Source organism: Bacillus sp. C1 (assembly GCF_054570475.1).
In genome coordinates this window covers 377365-398385 of record NZ_JBTMZT010000002.1, presented here as the reverse complement: position 1 = coordinate 398385, position 21021 = coordinate 377365, and the positions used below count along the sequence as shown (strand labels likewise).

The 21021-nt window shown below is 34.4% G+C and carries 16 protein-coding genes and 2 pseudogenes; 6 read left to right on the top strand and 12 right to left on the bottom strand.

Annotation, left to right across the window (positions count from 1 at the left end; all coding sequences use genetic code 11):
* Window positions 1-61: 61 nt before the first annotated feature.
* A pseudogene (locus tag ACX5JI_RS08535) lies at window positions 62-316 on the top strand (IS4 family transposase); the annotation flags it as partial.
* A 183-nt stretch (window positions 317-499) separates the two neighbouring features.
* Complete coding sequence (locus ACX5JI_RS08530; RefSeq protein WP_459500653.1) at window positions 500-1024, top strand: hypothetical protein; 525 nt, start codon at window positions 500-502, stop codon at window positions 1022-1024.
* 991 nt (window positions 1025-2015) lie between these two features.
* Here ACX5JI_RS08530 and ACX5JI_RS08525 read toward each other — a convergent pair.
* From ACX5JI_RS08525 to ACX5JI_RS08505, 5 genes are all read right to left on the bottom strand, one after another.
* Window positions 2016-2450: a hypothetical protein gene (locus tag ACX5JI_RS08525; protein ID WP_459500652.1), complete on the bottom strand. Its 435-nt coding sequence runs from the start codon at window positions 2448-2450 to the stop codon at window positions 2016-2018.
* 327 nt (window positions 2451-2777) lie between these two features.
* Entirely contained in the window at window positions 2778-3410 is a 633-nt protein-coding gene (plsY, locus tag ACX5JI_RS08520) for a glycerol-3-phosphate 1-O-acyltransferase PlsY (protein ID WP_427368865.1), read from the bottom strand.
* 326 nt (window positions 3411-3736) lie between these two features.
* Complete coding sequence (locus ACX5JI_RS08515; RefSeq protein WP_459500651.1) at window positions 3737-4396, bottom strand: protein kinase family protein; 660 nt, start codon at window positions 4394-4396, stop codon at window positions 3737-3739.
* A 166-nt stretch (window positions 4397-4562) separates the two neighbouring features.
* Complete coding sequence (locus ACX5JI_RS08510; protein ID WP_459500650.1) at window positions 4563-5993, bottom strand: IS4 family transposase; 1431 nt, start codon at window positions 5991-5993, stop codon at window positions 4563-4565.
* A 118-nt stretch (window positions 5994-6111) separates the two neighbouring features.
* Window positions 6112-6537 carry a GNAT family N-acetyltransferase gene (locus ACX5JI_RS08505; RefSeq protein WP_459500649.1) on the bottom strand — a complete coding sequence of 142 codons (426 nt, stop codon included), beginning with the start codon at window positions 6535-6537 and terminating at the stop codon, window positions 6112-6114.
* Window positions 6538-7319: 782 nt separating this feature from the next.
* On the opposite strand from ACX5JI_RS08505, the gene ACX5JI_RS08500 reads away from it, so the two are divergent.
* Window positions 7320-8489, top strand: coding sequence for a serine hydrolase domain-containing protein (locus tag ACX5JI_RS08500; protein ID WP_459500648.1), 1170 nt, complete (start codon window positions 7320-7322; stop codon window positions 8487-8489).
* 270 nt (window positions 8490-8759) lie between these two features.
* Here the strand turns inward: ACX5JI_RS08500 and ACX5JI_RS08495 are convergent.
* The 5 genes and pseudogenes from ACX5JI_RS08495 to ACX5JI_RS08475 form a co-directional block, all read right to left on the bottom strand.
* A pseudogene (locus ACX5JI_RS08495) lies at window positions 8760-9008 on the bottom strand (IS4 family transposase); the annotation flags it as partial.
* Between the two features lie 93 nt (window positions 9009-9101).
* The gene (locus ACX5JI_RS08490) at window positions 9102-9632 is read right to left on the bottom strand and encodes a GNAT family N-acetyltransferase (RefSeq protein ID WP_459500647.1); all 531 of its coding nucleotides are present in this window, start codon (window positions 9630-9632) and stop codon (window positions 9102-9104) included.
* Window positions 9633-9873: 241 nt separating this feature from the next.
* On the bottom strand, window positions 9874-10317 hold the full coding sequence (locus ACX5JI_RS08485) for a carboxymuconolactone decarboxylase family protein (RefSeq protein WP_459500646.1): 444 nt from the start codon (window positions 10315-10317) through the stop codon (window positions 9874-9876).
* A 567-nt stretch (window positions 10318-10884) separates the two neighbouring features.
* The gene (locus tag ACX5JI_RS08480) at window positions 10885-13791 is read right to left on the bottom strand and encodes a YhgE/Pip family protein (RefSeq protein ID WP_459500645.1); all 2907 of its coding nucleotides are present in this window, start codon (window positions 13789-13791) and stop codon (window positions 10885-10887) included.
* A gap of 269 nt (window positions 13792-14060) precedes the next feature.
* On the bottom strand, window positions 14061-14633 hold the full coding sequence (locus ACX5JI_RS08475) for a TetR/AcrR family transcriptional regulator (protein WP_459500644.1): 573 nt from the start codon (window positions 14631-14633) through the stop codon (window positions 14061-14063).
* Window positions 14634-14958: 325 nt separating this feature from the next.
* Between ACX5JI_RS08475 and ACX5JI_RS08470 the strand changes: the two genes are divergently transcribed.
* Both ACX5JI_RS08470 and ACX5JI_RS08465 read left to right on the top strand, forming a co-directional pair.
* Window positions 14959-15369: a hypothetical protein gene (locus ACX5JI_RS08470; protein WP_459501057.1), complete on the top strand. Its 411-nt coding sequence runs from the start codon at window positions 14959-14961 to the stop codon at window positions 15367-15369.
* A 372-nt stretch (window positions 15370-15741) separates the two neighbouring features.
* Window positions 15742-16599 carry a hypothetical protein gene (locus ACX5JI_RS08465; RefSeq protein WP_459500643.1) on the top strand — a complete coding sequence of 286 codons (858 nt, stop codon included), beginning with the start codon at window positions 15742-15744 and terminating at the stop codon, window positions 16597-16599.
* A 47-nt stretch (window positions 16600-16646) separates the two neighbouring features.
* Here ACX5JI_RS08465 and ACX5JI_RS08460 read toward each other — a convergent pair whose 3' ends face one another.
* Window positions 16647-19013 (bottom strand): DUF6359 domain-containing protein, encoded by a 2367-nt coding sequence (locus ACX5JI_RS08460; protein ID WP_459500642.1) that lies wholly within the window; start codon window positions 19011-19013, stop codon window positions 16647-16649.
* A 195-nt stretch (window positions 19014-19208) separates the two neighbouring features.
* On the opposite strand from ACX5JI_RS08460, the gene ACX5JI_RS08455 reads away from it, so the two are divergent.
* Window positions 19209-20147, top strand: coding sequence for an aminoglycoside phosphotransferase family protein (locus tag ACX5JI_RS08455; protein WP_459500641.1), 939 nt, complete (start codon window positions 19209-19211; stop codon window positions 20145-20147).
* A 32-nt stretch (window positions 20148-20179) separates the two neighbouring features.
* Here ACX5JI_RS08455 and ACX5JI_RS08450 read toward each other — a convergent pair whose 3' ends face one another.
* Window positions 20180-20917 carry an SDR family NAD(P)-dependent oxidoreductase gene (locus ACX5JI_RS08450; protein WP_459500640.1) on the bottom strand — a complete coding sequence of 246 codons (738 nt, stop codon included), beginning with the start codon at window positions 20915-20917 and terminating at the stop codon, window positions 20180-20182.
* Between the last annotated feature and the right edge of the window lie 104 nt (window positions 20918-21021).

The window sequence follows — 21021 nt, the reverse complement described above, 5'->3', positions numbered from 1 at the left end:
CATATTATCATAGTGATAATGGTTATTTTTTGTACATTGTGTGAAACTTGGTAAATTAAAGAAACCCACTCAACTGAGGCCGGTATATATACAAATTCATTTGGAAGAAATCATGAACCAATTACAACCTGGCCAAGTGTATGAATTACATGATGTATATGTAGGGAGCAAAGACAAATTACCTACTCGCATTGTGGTTTATAAATGTACGGAGGAGCAAAAACAAAAACGCCTACGTGATCGAGCTATTCGTGAAAAGAAAAAAGGCATTACATATACAGAGCGTACGAAACTTCTACAAGGAATTACGGTATATAATAGCATGGGAGCAAACTGGAAAATTGAAAGCTAAATATATAGATAATGATACTATTGAAATCACACTTAACGGATATGGTATATTTGAAAATTCACCGTTTCTTAAAAATAAGATTAGTTTTAAAATTGATCAAATCTTATCACAATAGAATATTTTTTAAAAGATGGAAGGTGTGAATGAATGTTAAAAGATATTGATTACCGAGAAGGATTTGGGCCAGAAGACTCGGTACCACTTGGTAATTTAGATATTGGTAATACTTTTGTAGTTGATACCCCATCAGAACATACAGCAACTTTTAAATCTAAGATTGATGGTCAATGGGAACAAGCAATTTGTATATATTCAATGTTTAGTGGCGCAAAAGTATCTGAGTTTGGAAATTATTCTAGAAAGCATAATACAGAATTAGTGATTAAGAATAATTCTTCTGAGATTATCTCTTACCTTCTTACAGGATGGCATAAACAATCTCCACCTGGTTCGGGAATAATATGGGAGCAGACAGGGAAGATTGGTACTAAACATACAATTGTAAATTCTCAAGATCCAAATTCTCAAAAAGACAAAGATGCACTTTTAATTTATATAACATTTAATAAATTTGGTGCAATAAATTCAGGAGAACAAATTCATCTTAAAAATGAGATGTGTTGTCTTATTGAGCCACGCACAGTAATCGTTCGGAGAGGAGATGTTTGCTAATCTCCGCACACGTTGTGGTAGTAAAAAACATCCTTACGAGTGACTAAAAATAGTAAAAGGTCCTATTGAAAGAGGACCTTTTTTATTGTTAGCGCTTATTACTTAATGTACTATATTTATATTCATATTTAATAACTTATAATAATATGAATTTAATGTTGTAACCGACTATAATTCTTAAAAATATGTAAAGCACTGACATTCTGGCCATGTATTTTTGAAGAGGTTTAGAATTGTATATTTTTTACAAAAACAAGATATAATTATTATTGAAGAGCAATTTGTAAGTCCCATTGAAATATGTGGTAAATTTACATGGGATATGAAATGCATATTCGAAAAGAGATAATGCACTAAAAAAGTGTTCTTATCTCTTTTTTTACTTACATGATGAAGAAATCATTTGTGGAAAAATTAAATAAACATTTGTTTAAAACATTTTGGCTATGAGGTATTATATTTTCAATTGTCCACTTTGTTCAATATCACGTCTATTATATAAATTTCATATAACAAAGAAAAAAGCACCCGTTTTGGATGCTTCATCTTAATTATCTAGAGTGTATGTAAATTTAAAAAGTCTCTATTACATAGTTTTAGTAAGCCTAATGGTTTTATTTATACTTTAGTCGTACATATATTTTAATTTTTTTTGAAATGTTAATGAACATCCTGTAATAATGAAAGTAAACTTTTAAATATTAGTTTACTTTCATTTCTTTGATTTTATTGAGTTTATCGCACTTTACTCATTTTCTCCAAAATCACCGACAAAAGTATACATTCAAAACATGATAAATAAAGAGTTTAAAATACCTATAAACAAAAAAAGAAAAAGCTAGATTTATGCTAGATTTTTACATAAGTCACATTTTAGGCAGTAAAAAAGGATCTTCAATTAGAAGATCCTTTTGGCTTATTATTAAATTAACCTTCTTGTTACTTGAATAATAAATTTTAATAAAAAAGCTATATTTAAACACATTATTAATTAAATGATTAATTCTTTTTCAAGAAAAGTTACTACATCATTCCATTCTTTTATTGTTGAACCTTTTTCATATTCAAATTCTTCGAAATCTATATTGTTATCTGGTTCATCTTCATAAAGTGAAAATTCTCTTATTAATGAACCTTTTTCTATAATTATAAGTTCTGCATTAAAATTTTCATCATAGTAAGCGTATGTAACAGAATTCTCTTTTGCAAGTGCTATCCAAGATACATTTGATAGACCAAAGAATGCTTCACCTTCAAGGTCTACAAAATATGTCCATCCATCTTCATGTTCAGAAAAATACACTGATTCATCGATAAAATTCCCATATCCATCTAATCGAAATTCGATATCTTTATTCATCCAATCACAATAACGTTTTTTAGCTTCTTCTAATGATAAACTTATTTTAAAACAACACTCTCTCAATCTAGTCTCTCCTCCTCATTTTATAAATAAAATGTGCAACATTATAGATAGGATGTTAGTTTAAAAAAACCTATATATTATTACTTATCTTTAATATTACAGAATAGCCGTGTATAGTTTTCAAAAAAATTACATCTTAATATACCTTTAGTTGACATAATGTACAATTATCGGGATTTAATTTATTTAGAAGACTATTAAAAGTCCTCCAGATTGTTTAACTGGGGGACTTTCGTGTTCACATAATTTCCGTTATTGGAAGTTGTAATGTGGTCTCTTGTTTTAAACGGTTAACTAACTTTAAATTTTTCCATTTTGACGACATGCTCAACGCCGCGAAAAAATAAGTTTATTTTCTGTTCCTGAAAGTAACCTTTTTATATTTTCTCTATGCTTGAAAATAACTATAAACGTCATTAGGAAAGCAAATATATAAAAATATATGGTATTCCCGAAAACTGGAACAAATGAGATGGCTGCAAAAAGCATTGTAGCGCATATTGTGCCTAAAGAAACATAACGGGTAAAAACTACTATCATCACAAAAAAACAAATGCATAAAATGGCCATAACCCAGTTGATCATAAACATCACAGCTACTCCCGTAAGTGCTCCTTTGCCCCCTTTAAAACCAAAATATATCGGCCAGTTATGCCCTATAATCACTCCTGCGCCTGCCGCTAAAAGGCTTACGCAATCTTTAGCCTCTCCTGAATAAAAGTAAACGCTAAGGAACAATCCTATAAAACAGGCAATTATTCCTTTTAATATATCTCCAGCAAGAACAAATACTGCAGCAGATTTACCAAGTACCCTCAGGGTATTGGTAAGCCCGGCGCTTTTGCTTCCATGGTTTCTTATGTCCTTTCCGTATATTTTCCCTACAATCACCGCTGTATTAAGGCTGCCTAAAAAGTAGCCCAAAGCTAAGGCCGAAAAAATTTTAAAAATATCAATCATCACTCTTCTCCCTTTAAATTATTCTAATTTTCTTTTATTTCATTTTATCAGAATGTAGCATGTAGCAAACTATGAATATCGTATACATGCTTGGTTAACATAACGCATTATTATCGGCAGAAAGAAAAAGGCAGGTCCCTATTTTCACAAGGAATCCGCCTTTTTCTTTTTCTATGACTCTATTCATTTTTTTATACATTCCTATCCTGGCGCGGTTTTAGGGTTCTTGTTTGTTATTGGATTAGCCGAAAAACTGTATAAAATCCTGCATACTCTTAGCGTGGTTTTTTTCCGAAATGCTAGCGGTACCCCAGTATGTGGTCCTTTTACAATTTGAATTTCTTTTTAAGCTTCTTATATTTTCTATATGAACGTCTAACAATGTTTAACATGAAATACGGTATTTTAACAGGGAAAGGCAATTTATAAATGAAAGGCAAGTAAAATGTAAAATATGCCTTTTCTAGGTCTCTCCACTTACTATCTTCTTTTGTTTTTAAGAAATCAGATACATCGACTACATATCCCCTTCCGTTTTCCATCATCACATTTTTCCCGTGAACATCACAAGGAGTTAATCCTTGTTTCCTTGCATACTCTAAAGCTTCATTGATATCAAGGATTACCTGCTTAGGAATTTTAATCCCCTTATGAATAGCATCGTATAAGGTAATTTCTTTTAAACGTTTCAATACTATGAAATTTTCTCCTTTATATATAAGCTTCGAATAAGAAGGATGATTTCCAATTCTTCGGTATACTTCTGACTCTTTTTCAATTCCTTCTCCTTCTCGCGCGTAAACTTTCACTACCCAATCTTTGTATGCTTTGTGCATAAATACTGCGGCATAATTACCTGTCCCTAAACACTTCCAAAGTCTAGGAATATCTTTAACTACTACAGGCTCGAATTCATCCTCACTTCTTATGCTTAACTCTTTTAATAATTCGTCCTTTATCAATCCCACAAAACTATTTATACTCATCATTTCCACTCCGGTTTTGCTAAAATGGGGCCCACCCCATGCCCATCAAGCTAAGATTATACAAGTTTACTTTTTGGTGAGATTTTTTATTTCTACTTAAGGTCTAGTTTAGGTTATTTAAAGATTTGCATACCAAATAAACCCTAACGAGTTTCAAATTTTTTTATTAAGCCGCATAATCGCGGGACATAGAATAATTATATACGACACCTAAGATATCAAAGACTGTTTTCTTCTCATACCTATGAGATTTCCGTCCATTTCTCTTTAGAAGATTGAACAGACGAAGTAATATTTTTGATAGCTCTTCAGTGTCTTTTTGTAGAGCTTGATAAAGAAGTGGAAAATAATCTTTGATGATATATACGGCTTTATATTCACTCAACTCTCGTTTCTTCTTGGTGAGGAGTAATTGGCGCATTTGAAACATAGTGAAGGAACAAAGAAGAATACTAATTAACTGTCCATATAAATGACACTCTAGTCGTTCTAATTTTACAGAATTACAATGATGCATACGAAAAAACGATTTCCATGTTTTAAAGATTAGTTCAATCTGCCACCGTAAGGAGTAAAAATCGTATACTTGTTCTTTTGATAGATATTCCGAAGGAATATTTGTAATGTAAAAGTTAATTGCACTGAGACGCTTACTGCGTTCCTTGTAGGTAATTTGCTTCTTGTGCTCTTTAGATGCTAAATCCTGTTGTCTACGTTTCATTTGCGTGTCAGTTAATTTATACAGAATAAGTCTTGCAGGAAGTTTTTGATACATTCCAATATAAATCTCAGGAATCTCGTATGTTTCACCAGACTGCAATTGGTCAATAAATTGCTCCATATCTAGTTGGATGTACTCAGAGTGCTTTTTTATTGTTCCATTTTGAAAGTATTCAGGCTCACTATTCTTCTGATATATAAGAGTATTGAGCTTTAATCGTGAAATAAAATAAGCACCACACTCATCTATAGTATGTAGATCTTTTAAATCGAAGTATCCTAAATCCCGTATACATACATCGTGCGGTTGAAGAGATGTTAGGCAAGTAGAACCATAAGTTTTATCATTATGCTTTCCTGATCCTACATGAACATGTAAAAACTGACCACTAAGTAAATCATACTCAAGCTGAATTTTCACACCTGCACTATGCCCACTACCTCCTGAACCTTGATATGTAGAAGCAAATGTATTTGGAACCTGAAAGTGTGTAGAATCCAATACACGAATACGACGAAAAAAGTTTGTATATAAAGTTAAAATTTTGCTAGAGGAAAAAAATTTTTGGTGAAGTAAATGTGCTAAGAGTTGTTGTAACAACTGTACAGCTCGAGAATTAAAGCGTTGATTGAGTCCTTCAGGACTCATAGAAATACCTGTGTTAGCTTCTAATCGACTACATAGTTGTGTCAATGAAGTATTTGCTATGTTTTCGCTTAACCAAACACAAAGAGCTACTAAATCTTGTGCACGATATTTACTTTTTCGTTGAACAAATCCCATTTTTCTAGCCAATTGCTCCAAAGCATCAGGTGACATATATCGTTGCAACTCGTTAGAAAACAATTCTAGTTCGTCAGAAATCGATAAATTCATACCAAAAATGCCATCCTTTCCTATGATTCTATAGAAAGAATAGCGTATTTTTTCATTTTAGGGGGAATTTTGTTTTGTTAGCTTGATAGCGATGGGGCGGGATCCCGATATAAATTTTTTAATCACATTTCGTTATTACAGTAAACATTCCTGTCATACTAGGTGAGTAATCCTTAAAATCATATTTTTCATAAAATTTTTCTTTTCCCTCTGATGCAAATAATCCTACAAATGCTTTATTTGGTGCGTTTTCTTTTAGATACTCTACTAACGTATTCATAATTTTTTTGCCAATACCCATTCCTTGATAATCTGGATGAACTACCACATCTTGAATGTAAAAGTAAATAGCTCCATCCCCAACAATTCTTCCCATTCCTATGGCCTTACTCTCATCCTTAACTGTAACGGAAAAAACAGAATTTTTTAATGATATTTCGGCAACATCAAAGTTCATATAATCTTCCCAACCCACAACTGAACATAAATATTTATATTCTTCTAATGTTGGTGCATAATTTGAGATTGTATATTGTCTTTCCATAAACCCTCCCCCTATCTCTCTATAGTTTCAAGTTAGCATTTTTGCACTTCTTTTTCTTCCGAATGTTCAGATTTAAGTATATATCATATTCATGTAAAGGTTAACATAATCCCTCATTGAAGTAGAAGGAACATTTATACTAGGAAACGTAAAAAAATTAAAAAAAGGATGAGCTTATAGGGGGCACCATACACATCCATCAACTTAAGAAAAAGAAACACCCCAAAAACAAAAAAATGAGCTGACTTCTCAAAATAACTAACTGTAGAGAAAGAAAAATTTCATTTAGTGGGTACTTCAAAACCTTAGCTTGATGGCGATGGGGTCACCATACCAAAAAAAGAAAATTGTGCTATAGACATATTTTTCAACCACTTCCTGTTCGTTAAGGGACTCGATATTTTTTTTACAGTTTTTTATTATGAAATTCTAAATAACTAATTATAATAGGTGAAAAAAACGATCAATAGCTGGGGTACGGAAAGGATTCGAATTTACATTCTTTCTCAATACATATTATGGATAAATAAAGTAAAATATGGGTTGGGGTCATGTCTCATGTTGTGTTAATCCTAACAATAACTAAAGGTACATAATATGCTTTCATACCTTTGAATAATTTTGTTATAGAAGGGAGTGGAGATTTAACTGGCTCAAATTGTTGGTATTGATAGATACCTTTGTACTGGGGCTTTAATCTATATGCGTGAGGGCCTCTTGTCAGGAAGTAAGGAACAGTAAGCAAACACTTATACAATATGAATAAAGGAGAGGAATGCCTTATGAAAATACGTAGTCAAATTACATGTGCAAGTCTGGCCCTTTTAATAGCTGGAAGTTCCCTGTTATATACAACACCAACCTCAATTGTAAAAGCAGAGCCCACTCAAAATGTATCTAGTTCGTTACAAACAAGCACTCAACGAGATCGTAATTCCGTCAAGCAAGCAATGCGGGATACATTGCAACTTGGATACCCGGGGATACTTGCTAAAACTTCCGAGGGTGGAAAAACGTGGGGGTATGCCGCTGGAATAGCGGATCTGAGAACCAAGAAACCAATGAAAACAGATTTTCGCTTTCGCATTGGAAGCGTGACGAAGACGTTCACCGCAACGGTTGTACTTCAATTAGCTGGAGAGAACCGCTTGAATCTAGATGACTCCATCGAAAAATGGTTGCCTGGTGTCATTCAAGGAAACGGATATGATGGTAACCAGATTAAGATCCGGCAGATATTGAACCATACAAGTGGTATCGCTGAATACTCAAGGTCAAAAGACGCTGATTTTACGGATACAAAAAAATCGTATACGGCTGAAGAGTTAGTGAAGATGGGGATTTCTCTGCCCCCAGACTTTGCCCCAGGAGATGGATGGTCTTATTCAAACACAGGATATGTATTACTGGGTATTCTTATTGAAAAAGTAACCAGAAACAGCTATGCGGAAGAGATTGAAAATCGGATTATTGAACCGCTTGAATTGTCGAATACATTCCTACCTGGCAATTCAAGCGTTATTCCAGGCACCAACCATGCCCGTGGATATGTCCAACCAGACGGAGCAAGTGAGCTAAAAGACGTTACTTATTATAACCCAAGTGCAGGTAGCTCTGCTGGAGATATGATTTCTACTGCTGACGACTTAAACAAATTCTTCTCTTACTTGCTCGGTGGCAAATTACTGAAAGAACAGCAACTAAAACAAATGCTTACTACAGTTCCTACAGGAAAAGAAGGAATCGATGGATATGGTCTTGGAATCTATGAAACTAAGCTTCCAAGCGGTGTCTCGATATGGGGACACACAGGTGGCATTCTAGGGTTTACTACTTTTGTTGGAGGTAAACTTGGAGGCAAGCATACGTTGGTCGTCAATTGGAATAGTTTGGGTAGAACTGACAGTCCTAATCCTTTTAAAAAAATTTTACTTGCTGAATTTAACAAGTAGGAAAAATTTATCGTAGTTTTCATAGTTAAAAATATACTTTTCTGGTTCAAAAGCCCCAACTTATTTTCAAGAAAAATGTGGGGCTTTTTTTGTTTTGGTGGCGTTTATTCTTCTTAAGTTGATGGATGTGGGGGTCCGCCCCATAGCCACCAAGCTAAGCTCATATAACGTCAATTATAGGAGAGGTTGTTTCTTTTTTCTAAAGGCTACCTTTAGGAAATTTAAAGATTTGCATACGAAATAAACCCTAACGGATTTCATTTTTTTGAATTACGCCGCTTGATTATCAGACATGGTATAATTGTAAACGACACCTAATATATCAAAGACTGTTTTCTTCTCATACCTATGAGATTTTCGCCCGTTTTGCTGTAGGAGGTTGAACAAGCGAAGTAGAATCTTTGATAGCTCTTGGGTGTCTTTCTTTATAGCTTGGAAAAGAAGAAAAAAATAATCTTTAATCATATATATAGCCTTATATTCACTCAGTTCTCGTTTCTTTTTCATAAGAAGTAATTTCCCTATGATTCTACAGAAAGAATAACGTATTTTTTTCATTTTGAGGGTATTTAATAGCCTACATTTTAAGGAATGTAGGCTAAGTAGTATAAGTTAATCTGTTATTAATTTTGAATAAATACTTAGATCAATAAACTTTTCATTAGATTTTTCACACATTCTCATTGTCCCTTCGAATGTAAAGTTTAACTTTTGTAAGACTTTTATTGAATTGATGTTTTCAGATTCAACTTTTGCTTCTATTCTATTGAATTCTAAAGTACGAAACGCATAATCCATTAAAGCGAGAATGGCTTCTGGCGCATATCCCTTACCCCAAAAAGCTTTACTAATATCGTAACCAATTTCTGCTTTGGCGTTTTTGAAATCAAATGAATTATAACCACAAGAACCGATAATTTCATTTGATTCTAATTCAATTATTGAATAACGAATAGCTCTGTTTTCCCGAGATAACTTATCAAGCATTTCAATCATATCTACCACTTGGCTTTCATCAGTAAAACTATTGATATTCATAAATTTTGTAACTTCTGGATCAGACCAAATTGTAAACATGCTAGCTGAGTCTGATGCTTTCATTTTTCTTAAAACTAATCTTTCGGTTTGTAGTTCTGTAATCAATATTTTTACCTCCATTATGTTTTTATTTTGGGGTCAAGATATTGATATCTGCGCATAGTTCAGTCCCTTCGTGTTTCAAGATACTATTATTATAAAAGCTATAAAGGATGAAACAATAAATTTCAAAAATTCAGTTATGTCACAGTTTATGATAACTGCGTAATAAAGAAAAATGAAACAATTGTATTGTGATTTTTAAACATCTTTAATTTTATTCTTATTTACCGTTCGTTGAGAGCAATTATTTTTTAGTTGCTGTATTTCCCATTGCAATAGAAATTCTATTCCAACTGTTGATTTGATTAATTACCAGAACAAGGTCAACATATTGTTTCTCGTCATAGTGTTCACGTACTCGCTTATATAGGTCTTCAGGAACTCTTTTAGTGGGAATTAGAGTAATATGCTCAGATAGTTCAAGAGCAACTTTCTCTTCAAGTGTATAAAAATCACATTCATTCCAAGCATTCAAGCAATAAATTCGTTGCTCGGTTTCACCTATCTTACGAGCATCGGATGTATGCATATCCATGCAGAAAGCACAACCGTTAATTTGAGAGACTCTAATCTTTATAAGTTCTCTAGTAATTCGATTAATTGTAGACTTCTTAGTGTACTTCTCCATATCCATCATAATTTTCATGCCATCAGGTGCAACATCATAGTAGGAAATTCTTTGACTCATAAGGCAAGACCTCCTTTGATTTTAAGATACTTATAATTATACCTTCATACGAACATTCGTGCTATTTTTTTGTTTGCAAGGCATTCGACATCAAAGAGAATTTCAGTTGTAGACAGTGTAATTAGTTGTTTCATGGTACATAAATATCGCAAATGAGTAACCGTATTTTCCAAACAAATATTTTCACTTTTTAATTACTTTATTATTACCGTCAGAATAAATTGAATAACTTTATTAATTTTTAAATGATTTTATTATAAATGAAACAATTTTATTATCACCAAACAACTACATAATTTTGATCAAACTTTATTCGAAAGCTACAATGTTTTTATCTTCCTATAGTTATTTATGGGATTTAGTTAATTTTTTTGTTTTGGAAAACAACTAATTTCTTAGCTTGATAGGCATGTGGCGAAACCCATAATTAAATAAAGTAAAGGATATTACGGGAATGTTATCCCCTACTACTTTTTGTTTCCACTAAATTTTGAGGCGGGGATTTTACTACCCACGCATAGCGGGATAAACTATATTTCAAAAGAAAAAGCCTAAAGGATAACTCCTTTAGGCTTCTACTGATTTGCTCTCTACTACACTTCTAAATTGTCGCTTATGCATCCAAGTTAACGATCCAATCGTTCCAATTGACAACAGCACAATGAAAATCATTAAGATCCCTGCGTTTTGCCACATGAATCCAAAGTCTCCACTTGAAACAACTGCTTTAAAGCCAGACACAGAATATGTCATCGGTAACCAAGCATTAAAGTGTTGTAAAAACTTTGGAATTAACTCAAGCGGGAATGTCCCTGCACTTGTTGTTAACTGGATAATCAATGTTAAGATCGCAATAAAACGTCCTGCATCTCCAAATGCTGTTACTAAGCACTGAATTAATGCGATAAATGATAGACTTGTAAGAATACTAAACAGAATGAAATATGGTACGCTCTGTACTTCAACACCAAGTATGAACAATAATACTACATCTGCAACTAAAGCTTGAACGATACCAACTGATAATAAAACACCAAACTTACTAATAAACCAGCTAAATCCTGATTTTGGAACACCGACTGTATCCCTAAGTGGATATACAATTGATAATAGAAGTGCTCCAACGAATAAACCAAGAGATAAGAAGTATGGTGTAAATCCTGTTCCGTAGTTTGGAACTTCTGACATTTTCTCTGTTTGTACTTTCACTGGATCTGCAAACATGTCATATGTTTTATCCGTCCCTTTTACTTCCCCTGTTTTTTCTGCGCCTTCGCCAAGTTTTGTAGCGAGTTCACCAGAACCGTCATTCACTTTGACTAAACCATCTGTTACTTGGCCAGATCCATCTGCTAGTTTGTTTACGCCGTCGATTAATTGGCTAGATCCATTTGATAATGTACCTAGGCCATTTGTTACTTTGCTTGAGCCATTTACTAGTGTACCTAAACCATCTGTTACTTGGTTTGAGCCGTTTGCTAATTGGCCAACTCCTCCGGCCATTTCGTTTGCTCCAGAAGATAATGAGCCTAAACCGCCTGTTACTTGGTTTGAGCCATCCGCTAATTTGCTCACTCCCCCGGCCATTTCATTTGCTCCGGAAGATAATGAGCCTAAACCACCATTTAATACACTTAAGCCGTTTGTCAATTCACTAGATCCATCCGCTAATTTATTTACACCTGCGATTAATTGACCCGATCCTGTTGATAATGTTCCTAGACCTCCATTTAGCCGCTCTGCACCTTTTGTTAATTCATTTATCCCACCAACAAATTTCGGTCCATTTTCAGCTAATTGATTCATGCCATCCTTTAATTTTTGGCTTCCTGATTCTAATTTCTCAGCTCCAGATTTCACTTCATCTAATCTAGTACCAAACTCTTGGAATTTAGCAACAAAATTATTTTGAGATTCTGTTAATTTTGCAATACCTTTAGCTAACTCATTAAGTTTGTCTGGATTAGGCAATTTTGTTTGTGATTCAGTTGGTGTTTCACTTACTTTTGATTGCGATGCTACTTCAGCTGACTTCTTCTGAACAGCAGCTGTACTATTTGTAGCATTCGTTACATACGGTTGTAACTGATCTTGATATTCTTTCGGTAAACTTTCAATTTGCTTTTGTAAAGCCGCTACATCCTGTGCTGCTTGATTTGCACTCTGTACATTTGACTGCATAGCTTCCTGTAACTGGTTTGCATTCCCTGCAGCTGCATTTATTTTTTTATTTTCTTGTTTCGGTACTGCGTTTTGCAATTGATTATTTAAATCTTGTAAACCTTTTTGAATTCCTTGTGCACCTTGTGCCAATTGTCCTTGCGCACCACCAAGTTTGTTCATTCCACTTGAAAGCTCACCAGCACCTTGTTGCAACTCATTAAAACCAGCTGAAGCACGCTGTACACCAGCATTAAATGTAATAGAGTTACTCGCTAATTCTTTTACTCCCTCATATAATTGTCCTGAGCCATCTGCTAGCTTTCCAATTCCGCCCTGCAATTCACCGGATTTATTTACTAATACTTGTAAGCCATTGCTTAATTGGCTAGAACCATCGTATAGCTGGCCAGATCCATCTAATAACTTTCCAATCCCAATCTGCATTTCACCAGTTTTTCCATTTAACATATTTAAACCACTTGTTACTTGACCAGATCCATCTAGTAATTTTCCAATTCCACCTGTCATTTCACCAGTTTTTCCATGTAACGTATTTAAACCACTTGTTACTTGATCAGATCCATCTAATAATTTATTTGCTCCATCTGTTACCTGACCAGATCCATCTTTCAATTTATTAATCCCATTTACCATCTCACCAGACTTCCCTTGCAACGTATGCAAGCCATCTGTCACTTTTCCAGAACCGTCTTTTAAGTCTCCAGCCCCGTCGTGTAATTGATTCGCTCCATCTTTTGCATCAGCAAATCCTTTTGAAACGTCTTTTATCGAATCAAACATCTTCTCTGCATACGTTTTAGTTAACGTATTAGATACTTCACTTTTTATTTTCTCAATGGCAGTTCCGCCAATTTGTGAAGATAAGAAGTTTAAACTTTCATTTGGAATATATTCTAAGTTTAATGGTTTGGGATTTTCTTTTAGCAGCGTTGTTGCATTGCTCGAGAAGTTCTCTGGAATGCGTACTAACATATAGTATTTTCGGTTTTCCATTCCCTCTTTGGCTGCTTTTTCACTTACAAACTCCCATTTAAAACTTTTATTATCCTTTAATTTATCAACTAATCCTTCCCCAACTTCAATTGGTTTCCCATCAAATACGGCACCTTTATCAAGATTTACTACCGCAACTGGCAGGTCATCTAACTGTTCATATGGATCCCAAAACGCCCATAAAAACATGCCCGCATATAAAAGTGGTACGAATAAAACGGCAATAATCGGTATTAAAATCTTTTTACTTTTAATAATTTCCGTAAATTCTTTACCAAGTAATGAAAATCCTCTCATTGTTCCGCCCCCTTTTTCAATTTATGACCATTTCGTTCACCTAGTCATTTTAACGTAAATAAAAAAGTAATCCCCTGCTATCCATATTACTTAACCATAACTTTTATTATCTTCTCTCTATGTTATGCACTTTTTCATTTTAAATGACTATTCAATTCATTAAGTCAATGCATATCGATTCAACATGCACGACCCCTTATTCCCTCCTTATCGGAATTATTGACCATTTTGTTCATTTAGTCATATTTTACTATAATAAAAGGATTATCTTAATTTGACAATCCTTTTAATAAATAAAGTTCAAAAAGTTGTGCGATTCTTTCTTTGTCTAATGGTTCATGATTTTTTTCCCAATCAAAAATAAGCGATACGTATAAGCGAAGCATAATAAAAGCCGTAATTTCCGGATCACATTTACTAATTTCACCCTTTTCAACCGCAACTTCTAAATACGATTGAATGACAGATACAATTTCAGTCTCGACTTGCTGCATACCCTCTTGTACTTCTTTCGTACCCATATCTCGCTCTTCTTGAATCAGTTTAATCATTAATTGATGTTCTTTTCTGAATTCTAAAATGCTATATAGTGCTTTATGTACATTTTCAAAAAATGAAACGTCTGGACGAATTGCTTCTTTCGCAACTTGCTTCATTTCTGCAATTAAGTTGGCAATAATTTCTCCAAACAACTCTTCTTTATTTTTGAAAAACGTATAAATCGTTCCCTTTCCAACATTCGCTAATTTTGCAACTTGATCCATTGTTGTTGCCTTATAACCAAACGCTGAAAAAGACTTTGTTGCAGCTTCAATAATAGAACGTTTTCTATCGACGGCCACACTGTCACCTCCGGAATGACCATTTGGATAATATAGTCAATTAGTACATTTTTGATATTATCACGGATTTCTATTCGTTACAAGGTCTCTTTTTATTTATTTCCAAGTATAAAACATTCCAATCATTAAATATGTTACATGATCCCACTGTCATAGTGTATCAAGAAAAACTAGAAGATGAAAAGATGTTTCTTGTATATTTTCTATGTCAACCAACGAACTTACTTCTAAAAATATGTAGACAAGCATATTCTAAATTAAAAATTTAGGAGGATCACTCTAAATGTTGCATTCAAAAACGATAGTGAGCAAGCGCCTACGCTAAATCAAAATTGCTAGTTTATTTGTTATGCTATTTGTAATCACGTGGGTTGGATATATAAAATTTCTTTATGGCAATGGCTTTCTTTTAGAAAAAAAGAATACCGTAGAAGTATTCAATTACAATACTTCTACTGATATAGAAAAGAGATTTGGTGTGAACTTACAAGGATTTTGGAAAACGAATATGGAGAGTCTAATTGATTTGAGTAAAACGGATCCTAACGAATTATCATTAATTGCGTTCGTAAACTCATCCTGCTTACAAACATGCATAGGAGAACCGTTGATATATATTAAAGTAGACCATGGTTACGTCCTTTACAAAGAGTCTAGTGGGGTGAATATCGTTTTAGAAATTAAGAAAAGTTGTACATGGAAAATAGAAAACAAGCTGGTGAAAAAGGGGACTTAAAAATGAAATAGCCCTTACTAATAGCCCCTCTAAATTTACATTATGATGGCTCATCACCGTAACATGGGGTTATTTTTTGAAAATGATTCATTTTTAATACACGGAACGGAGAGTGGCGACTCCTGCGGGAATAGCGAGGGAAGCGAGACCCCGCAGGCTTGCCGAGGAGGCTCGCTCTCGCCCGCAGAAAGCGCCCACTCGGAGTGGAGTGTACACCTCTCTATATGTCACCCACACCTTATGATGGTGAACCATTATGATAATTTTCCCTTCTTTTTCAAATTATCAAACCGAAAAACAAGAAAATCTTTACAATTAATAGTAATATAGAACTAGATATATTTATTACATTTAGTGGGGGCTATATCAAACATGATGCGTGCACTTCGTTTACATATAAAACAAGCCTTTTGGAATCGACTTTCTATCTGTTTTTTCTTCAGTATGTTCGTTCTCATTTTAATTTATCATTATTACTATGTTATTCAATACATAGGTGACGTACCTGATAACACTATAACAACTGCATATAAATGGATTGGATTTCGTGATAATGAAATGGACGTTTATTTCTTATTAATGCCTGTTATCGCTTCTTTGCCATTTAGTACAAGTTATAACTCTGATAAGGCAGATGGCTTTAAGGTTTTTATAAGTAAGGAAATATCTATATTTCCCTACTTATATACAAAATATATTGTTACATTTTTTTCTGGTGGAATTCTTTATACGTTTCCTTTTTTGTTTTCCTTATTGCTATGTAAACTAACCATACCAAATGGTATTCCAAATTTATCCTCTGAGATTATAAGTAATAACGGTATGTTCGCATCCATATACTTTGATTCTCCTATCGCTTATATCTTTATATATATTGGGATTAATTTTATGTTTGCTGGCTTAATGGCTGTTTTAGGTCTCGCTGCATCTATTCTGTACAAAAGAGATTACATGGCTATCTTATTTCCGTTTGTCGTGAGCTCACTCCCCTATGTCATTTTAAATACGATATTCCCTACCATCGGAGGGGCACCCATTCATTTATACGATCCTAAACAACCTCTAGAAGGAATTTCACCTTATGTCTTAATCGTACAATGTATCCTATTTGGATTCATTAGTTTATTCATGTATGTAAAAGGTGCACAACGAGATAAAAAAATATATATGCGAAGACTACAAAAAAGGGCTCGATGCAAAAACTCCATTCAAAAATCAATACATCTATAATACAAAAACATCCCTCAGCTTCATTGCTGAGGGATGTTTTATACAAATCAAGAAGCCTTTTTCAAATCAATTTGAGCAAGAACTGGATCATGATCACTGACACGGCCATGTTCTTTCATCACATTTGAATTTAAATGTACTGGATCAACAATCGTGTGTGGTGCAATGTTATTCGTTACTAAAACGTGATCTAACGCCTGTGCGTTCCCGTCATGAATATACGTGTAACGATTATCTTTCGAAACTGTTTCTATCATATCTTGCATTGTATCGCCTTTTAATGCTTTTAATGGTTTCGAGAATTCAAAATCATTCATATCGCCAACGACAACAACTGGTGCATTCTGATCTCTGTTTTGAATACCTTTTACAAAATGATTCACTTCTTGCGCCAGTTGAACGCGTTTCTCTTCACTCTTTAATACAAGAGGCTGAATTTTTCCAAACGGCGTCGCATCACCGAGTTTTGAGTTTAAATGGCTTGAAATCACAACAATATTTTGTCCCTGGAATGTAAACTCCGCTGCTAACGGTTTACGAGTATTATCAAATACCGGATTATCTTGTCCAATACGCACCGGGTTTGTTGCTAATAGCTTTGGATTCTTTTCTAATTTCACACGTGATGGATTATAGAAGAAACCAACGCGAATATTCGCTCCTGGCGCCCCGCCATCTTGATTATTCCCAGGTGCAATTTCTACATACTCATACTTAGGCCCGCGAATCTCTGCTACAGCGTCAATAATACGCTTTGCACTTAATGAAGCATCTGTTGTTCCATCATTCGTTGCCCCATTATTATCTTGCATTTCTTGTACACCGATAATATCTGGCATTTTTAAATTATATTTAATAGAGTAAGCAAGTGTTTTTACCTTTTCATCCGATGTTTCTTTTTTATTCGCTGAAAAGTTCTCAATGTTATATGTAGCCACTGTTAATTTGTCAAGACGAGGCTGAATATTTGCACCCACTTGTTTAAATCCACCATCTATTACTGATGGTAATTCTGTTACTGGTGAAATTCGATAAGCACCATAGTCATATCCAACTACACCTGTTATATCTCCAGTAAAAGTATCTCCTGCTTTCGCTACGTAATCACGAGGTACTTTTACAGAAAGACGCTCTGGATTTAATTGATTTTCTCCTAATAGCGGCGTTCCGTATTTCGTAGTTACTTTATCTCCACCATTTGCAACGGTTACATATAAATTTCCATTTTTTTGCGGTCCAACAATTTGAGGCGTTGGCATTGTTACTCGCATACCTTCTACACTTTCATAAAAATCGATCGCATCTTCATTTGGATCAAATACACCAAATGCATCGTTATCAATAATTTGATCTGGAATTTTCACACCATTTTCACCTAATACAGTTGCTTCTGGCAACTGTTGATTTTTTGCCTTCACAGCAAGATTGCTTGCTTTAATTTCTGTGATAGATAGATCTGTATCAAATCGGTCAGCATATCCAGCTCCAATATATTCTTCCACTTCTCCATCCACCTGCACAAGATCACCGACTGCTACATTTGCCTCTTTTTTATACACGTAAATCCCTTCTGAAGTTGCTGGGTCTTCATCAGGCTTTGCGTCTTGCATATAGAAACCGTTTTTATCTAATGCAGTTACAACACCTTCTACACTTCGTACTTTCTTCCCGTCGTAAGGAGAAATATGTGATTTCCCTTGAATATCATGAATACGAACTTGCTCATTTTTTACAATTGTAAAAGAAAAAGTTGAAACTGCTGAATTTTCAAGACCTTCTTTCACTGCAACTGCTTTTATCACACTGTTTTCATTTAATACAATCGATTCATTATAACGAAGACTTTTATCTGTTGGAACTGATCCATCTAACGTATAATAGATCGTTGCTCCTTCTGTACGAGTTGCTAATGTCACTGCTGTCCCTTTTGCAATCTCGCCACCGTTTGGCGATGCTGTCACATCACTCACACGACTTTCCGTTTCTCCTTGAAACTTATATGCTGTTACTGATTTCAAACCAGGGCTACCAAAATATAACTCAAGCGCGCCTGTTAATTGAACCTTCTTCCCAACATTTTCAGGATGTTCCTTTACATTCACCGCTGCTCTTACGTCACCTTTTGGTAACTGAACAGGCATAATTTTCGCTGGATCCGTCTCATTTGGCGAATCGGCAATTGCTACATTCGTATCACCAAACTTCGCTGGGTCCTTCGTGTATGTAGAAGGGCTTTGCGTATATCCAACAATGTATCCCTCTACTACTCTTTTACTTGTTCCTTGCTGCTGAAACAGTTGAATTGCGTCCTGCACAGACAATGCGGAACGTTCTTCTGCTTTTACTACAGCTCCAGTAAATGAAATCAGTAGTATAAATGATAGCAAGACACTTACTAGTTTCTTCAAATTCATCTTCCTCCCCTAATTTTAATATTCTCTCAGCATGTACTATCATAACAAATAGTTCTCTATAAAGAACTTTATTTCGACAAAATTTACAAAAAATTAATCTCCTACCATTTATTCGAAACACTAGGTGAATTTTTGACAGATATTGTATAAGGTGTTACTCTATTTTTCTGAATTTTATAAAGGGATGGTGAGAATATGTCATACTTGATTACGGATATAATAGATGAATTGCCATGTCTAAATGGATATTCATCTATCACAAAAATTGAACAAGGATATTCATCAGATAGGAAATACGTTGTCGGCGTAGGAGATCACAAATATTTTCTACGTGTTTCGGACACACAACAAACGGATAAGAAAGAATTAGAATTTACATTACTGAAAGAATTACATACATTACATGTACAAACTCACAAGCCAATAGAATATAGAGTACTGAAGAATACGGAACTATCTTTACTGGTCATGAGCTACATTGAAGGCACTCCCGCAAGTAAGATGATTACTTCTCTGTCTGATGAAACGCAATATAAAATCGGACTAGCCGCAGGAAAAGAGTTACGAAACATTCATCAAGTGAAAGCTCCTACCTATATAAACTGGGAAGAAGTGCAAACGAAGAAATTTAACTTTTATGTAAATAAGTATAAAAAGGGCGATTTTAAGCTTCAACAGGACGAGAAAATACTGACGTTTATTGAGGATAACATATCTTTGCTAAAAAATAGACCAGTAACATTACTTCACGATGATTTTCATTTAGGACATGTAATCGTACTTCATCATCATTATAATGGCATCATTGATTTTAACGGATTTGACTTTGGTGACCCGTATCATGATTTTTATAACCTGCCATTGTTTAGTAGACGAAAAAGTATCCCTTTTTGCATTGGACAAATACACGGTTATTTTGGAGATGAACCTGATGAATCATTTTGGCAGTTATATGCACTGTATGCTGCAATGAATATATTTTCTACTATTGTATGGACGAGAAAATATGATCCTGCATCATTTGATGATGCCTTAGAGAGAATTGACTTAATAGTAAAAGACCATGAGTTTTTTAATTCAAATGTTCCGATGTGGTATAGATCTTTTACAGACATATTGCCTGTAAAAAGATAAGCTCAGAGCTATGAACTCTGAGCTGTTTTTTATTAAAGCGTCTGCCCATTATCAATAGTAAAGACCTGCCCCGTAATCGATTCTTGCGTTAATTGAAAAAGAATTGCTTCCGCGATATCATCTGGTGTGGAAATTCTTTGGAGTGGTAGGTGTCCTGCAAGCTGGTACATCTTCTCTTCGTTCCCTGCCCACCATCTCGTCTGAACTGCACCGGGAGAAATACAATTTACCCGAATAGAAGGTGCTAATGCAATCGCCAGTGATTTCGTCATCGTATGAATAGCTGCTTTCGTTGCGGCGTACGGCACAGATGATCCGAGTCCTGTTATCCCTGCAACGCTCCCCATGTTCACAATCGCTCCTTGTTTCTGCTTCATATAAGGAACAACAGCTTGTATACAGTAAAACATTCCTTTCACATTTACATGAAAAAGTGAATCCCATACTTCATCCGTTACAGATTCTAAATCATCCATCGGAATTTGTGCTGTTATACTCGCATTGTTTACTAAACAATCGACTGTTCCAAAACGATTAACAGTTTGAGAAACCATCTCCTCTACTTCTTCTTTGTTTGCTACATTTGCCATAACAGCGATTGCCGTACCACCTCGCTGCTTTATTTCATTTACAGTTTCTAACGCTTCTTTTTCAGAACGACTATAATTAATGACAACTTTCGCTCCTAAACTTGCTAATTTCAAAGCAGTAGCCTTTCCGATACCCGTACCGCCACCTGTTATAATAACTACTTTATCTTCTATATCCATTTAAAAATCCCCTCACTATATATGATTCCATTTCATTTTATCTTCGTTCACGTAAGGAGTATAATACTGAATAATGACTATGGTATCATTTTAAATGATACCAA

Excerpts from the sequence above, each read along its gene's own strand:
- ACX5JI_RS08530 (WP_459500653.1), top strand. The coding sequence starts at position 500 with ATGTTAAAAGATATTGATTACCGAGAAGGATTTGGGCCAGAAGACTCG.
- plsY (WP_427368865.1), bottom strand. The coding sequence starts at position 3,410 with ATGATTGATATTTTTAAAATTTTTTCGGCCTTAGCTTTGGGCTACTTT.
- ACX5JI_RS08515 (WP_459500651.1), bottom strand. The coding sequence starts at position 4,396 with ATGAGTATAAATAGTTTTGTGGGATTGATAAAGGACGAATTATTAAAA.
- ACX5JI_RS08510 (WP_459500650.1), bottom strand. The coding sequence starts at position 5,993 with ATGAATTTATCGATTTCTGACGAACTAGAATTGTTTTCTAACGAGTTG.
- ACX5JI_RS08505 (WP_459500649.1), bottom strand. The coding sequence starts at position 6,537 with ATGGAAAGACAATATACAATCTCAAATTATGCACCAACATTAGAAGAA.
- ACX5JI_RS08500 (WP_459500648.1), top strand. The coding sequence starts at position 7,320 with ATGAAAATACGTAGTCAAATTACATGTGCAAGTCTGGCCCTTTTAATA.
- ACX5JI_RS08485 (WP_459500646.1), bottom strand. The coding sequence starts at position 10,317 with ATGAGTCAAAGAATTTCCTACTATGATGTTGCACCTGATGGCATGAAA.
- ACX5JI_RS08480 (WP_459500645.1), bottom strand. The coding sequence starts at position 13,791 with ATGAGAGGATTTTCATTACTTGGTAAAGAATTTACGGAAATTATTAAA.
- ACX5JI_RS08465 (WP_459500643.1), top strand. The coding sequence starts at position 15,742 with ATGATGCGTGCACTTCGTTTACATATAAAACAAGCCTTTTGGAATCGA.
- ACX5JI_RS08460 (WP_459500642.1), bottom strand. The coding sequence starts at position 19,013 with ATGAATTTGAAGAAACTAGTAAGTGTCTTGCTATCATTTATACTACTG.
- ACX5JI_RS08455 (WP_459500641.1), top strand. The coding sequence starts at position 19,209 with ATGTCATACTTGATTACGGATATAATAGATGAATTGCCATGTCTAAAT.
- ACX5JI_RS08450 (WP_459500640.1), bottom strand. The coding sequence starts at position 20,917 with ATGGATATAGAAGATAAAGTAGTTATTATAACAGGTGGCGGTACGGGT.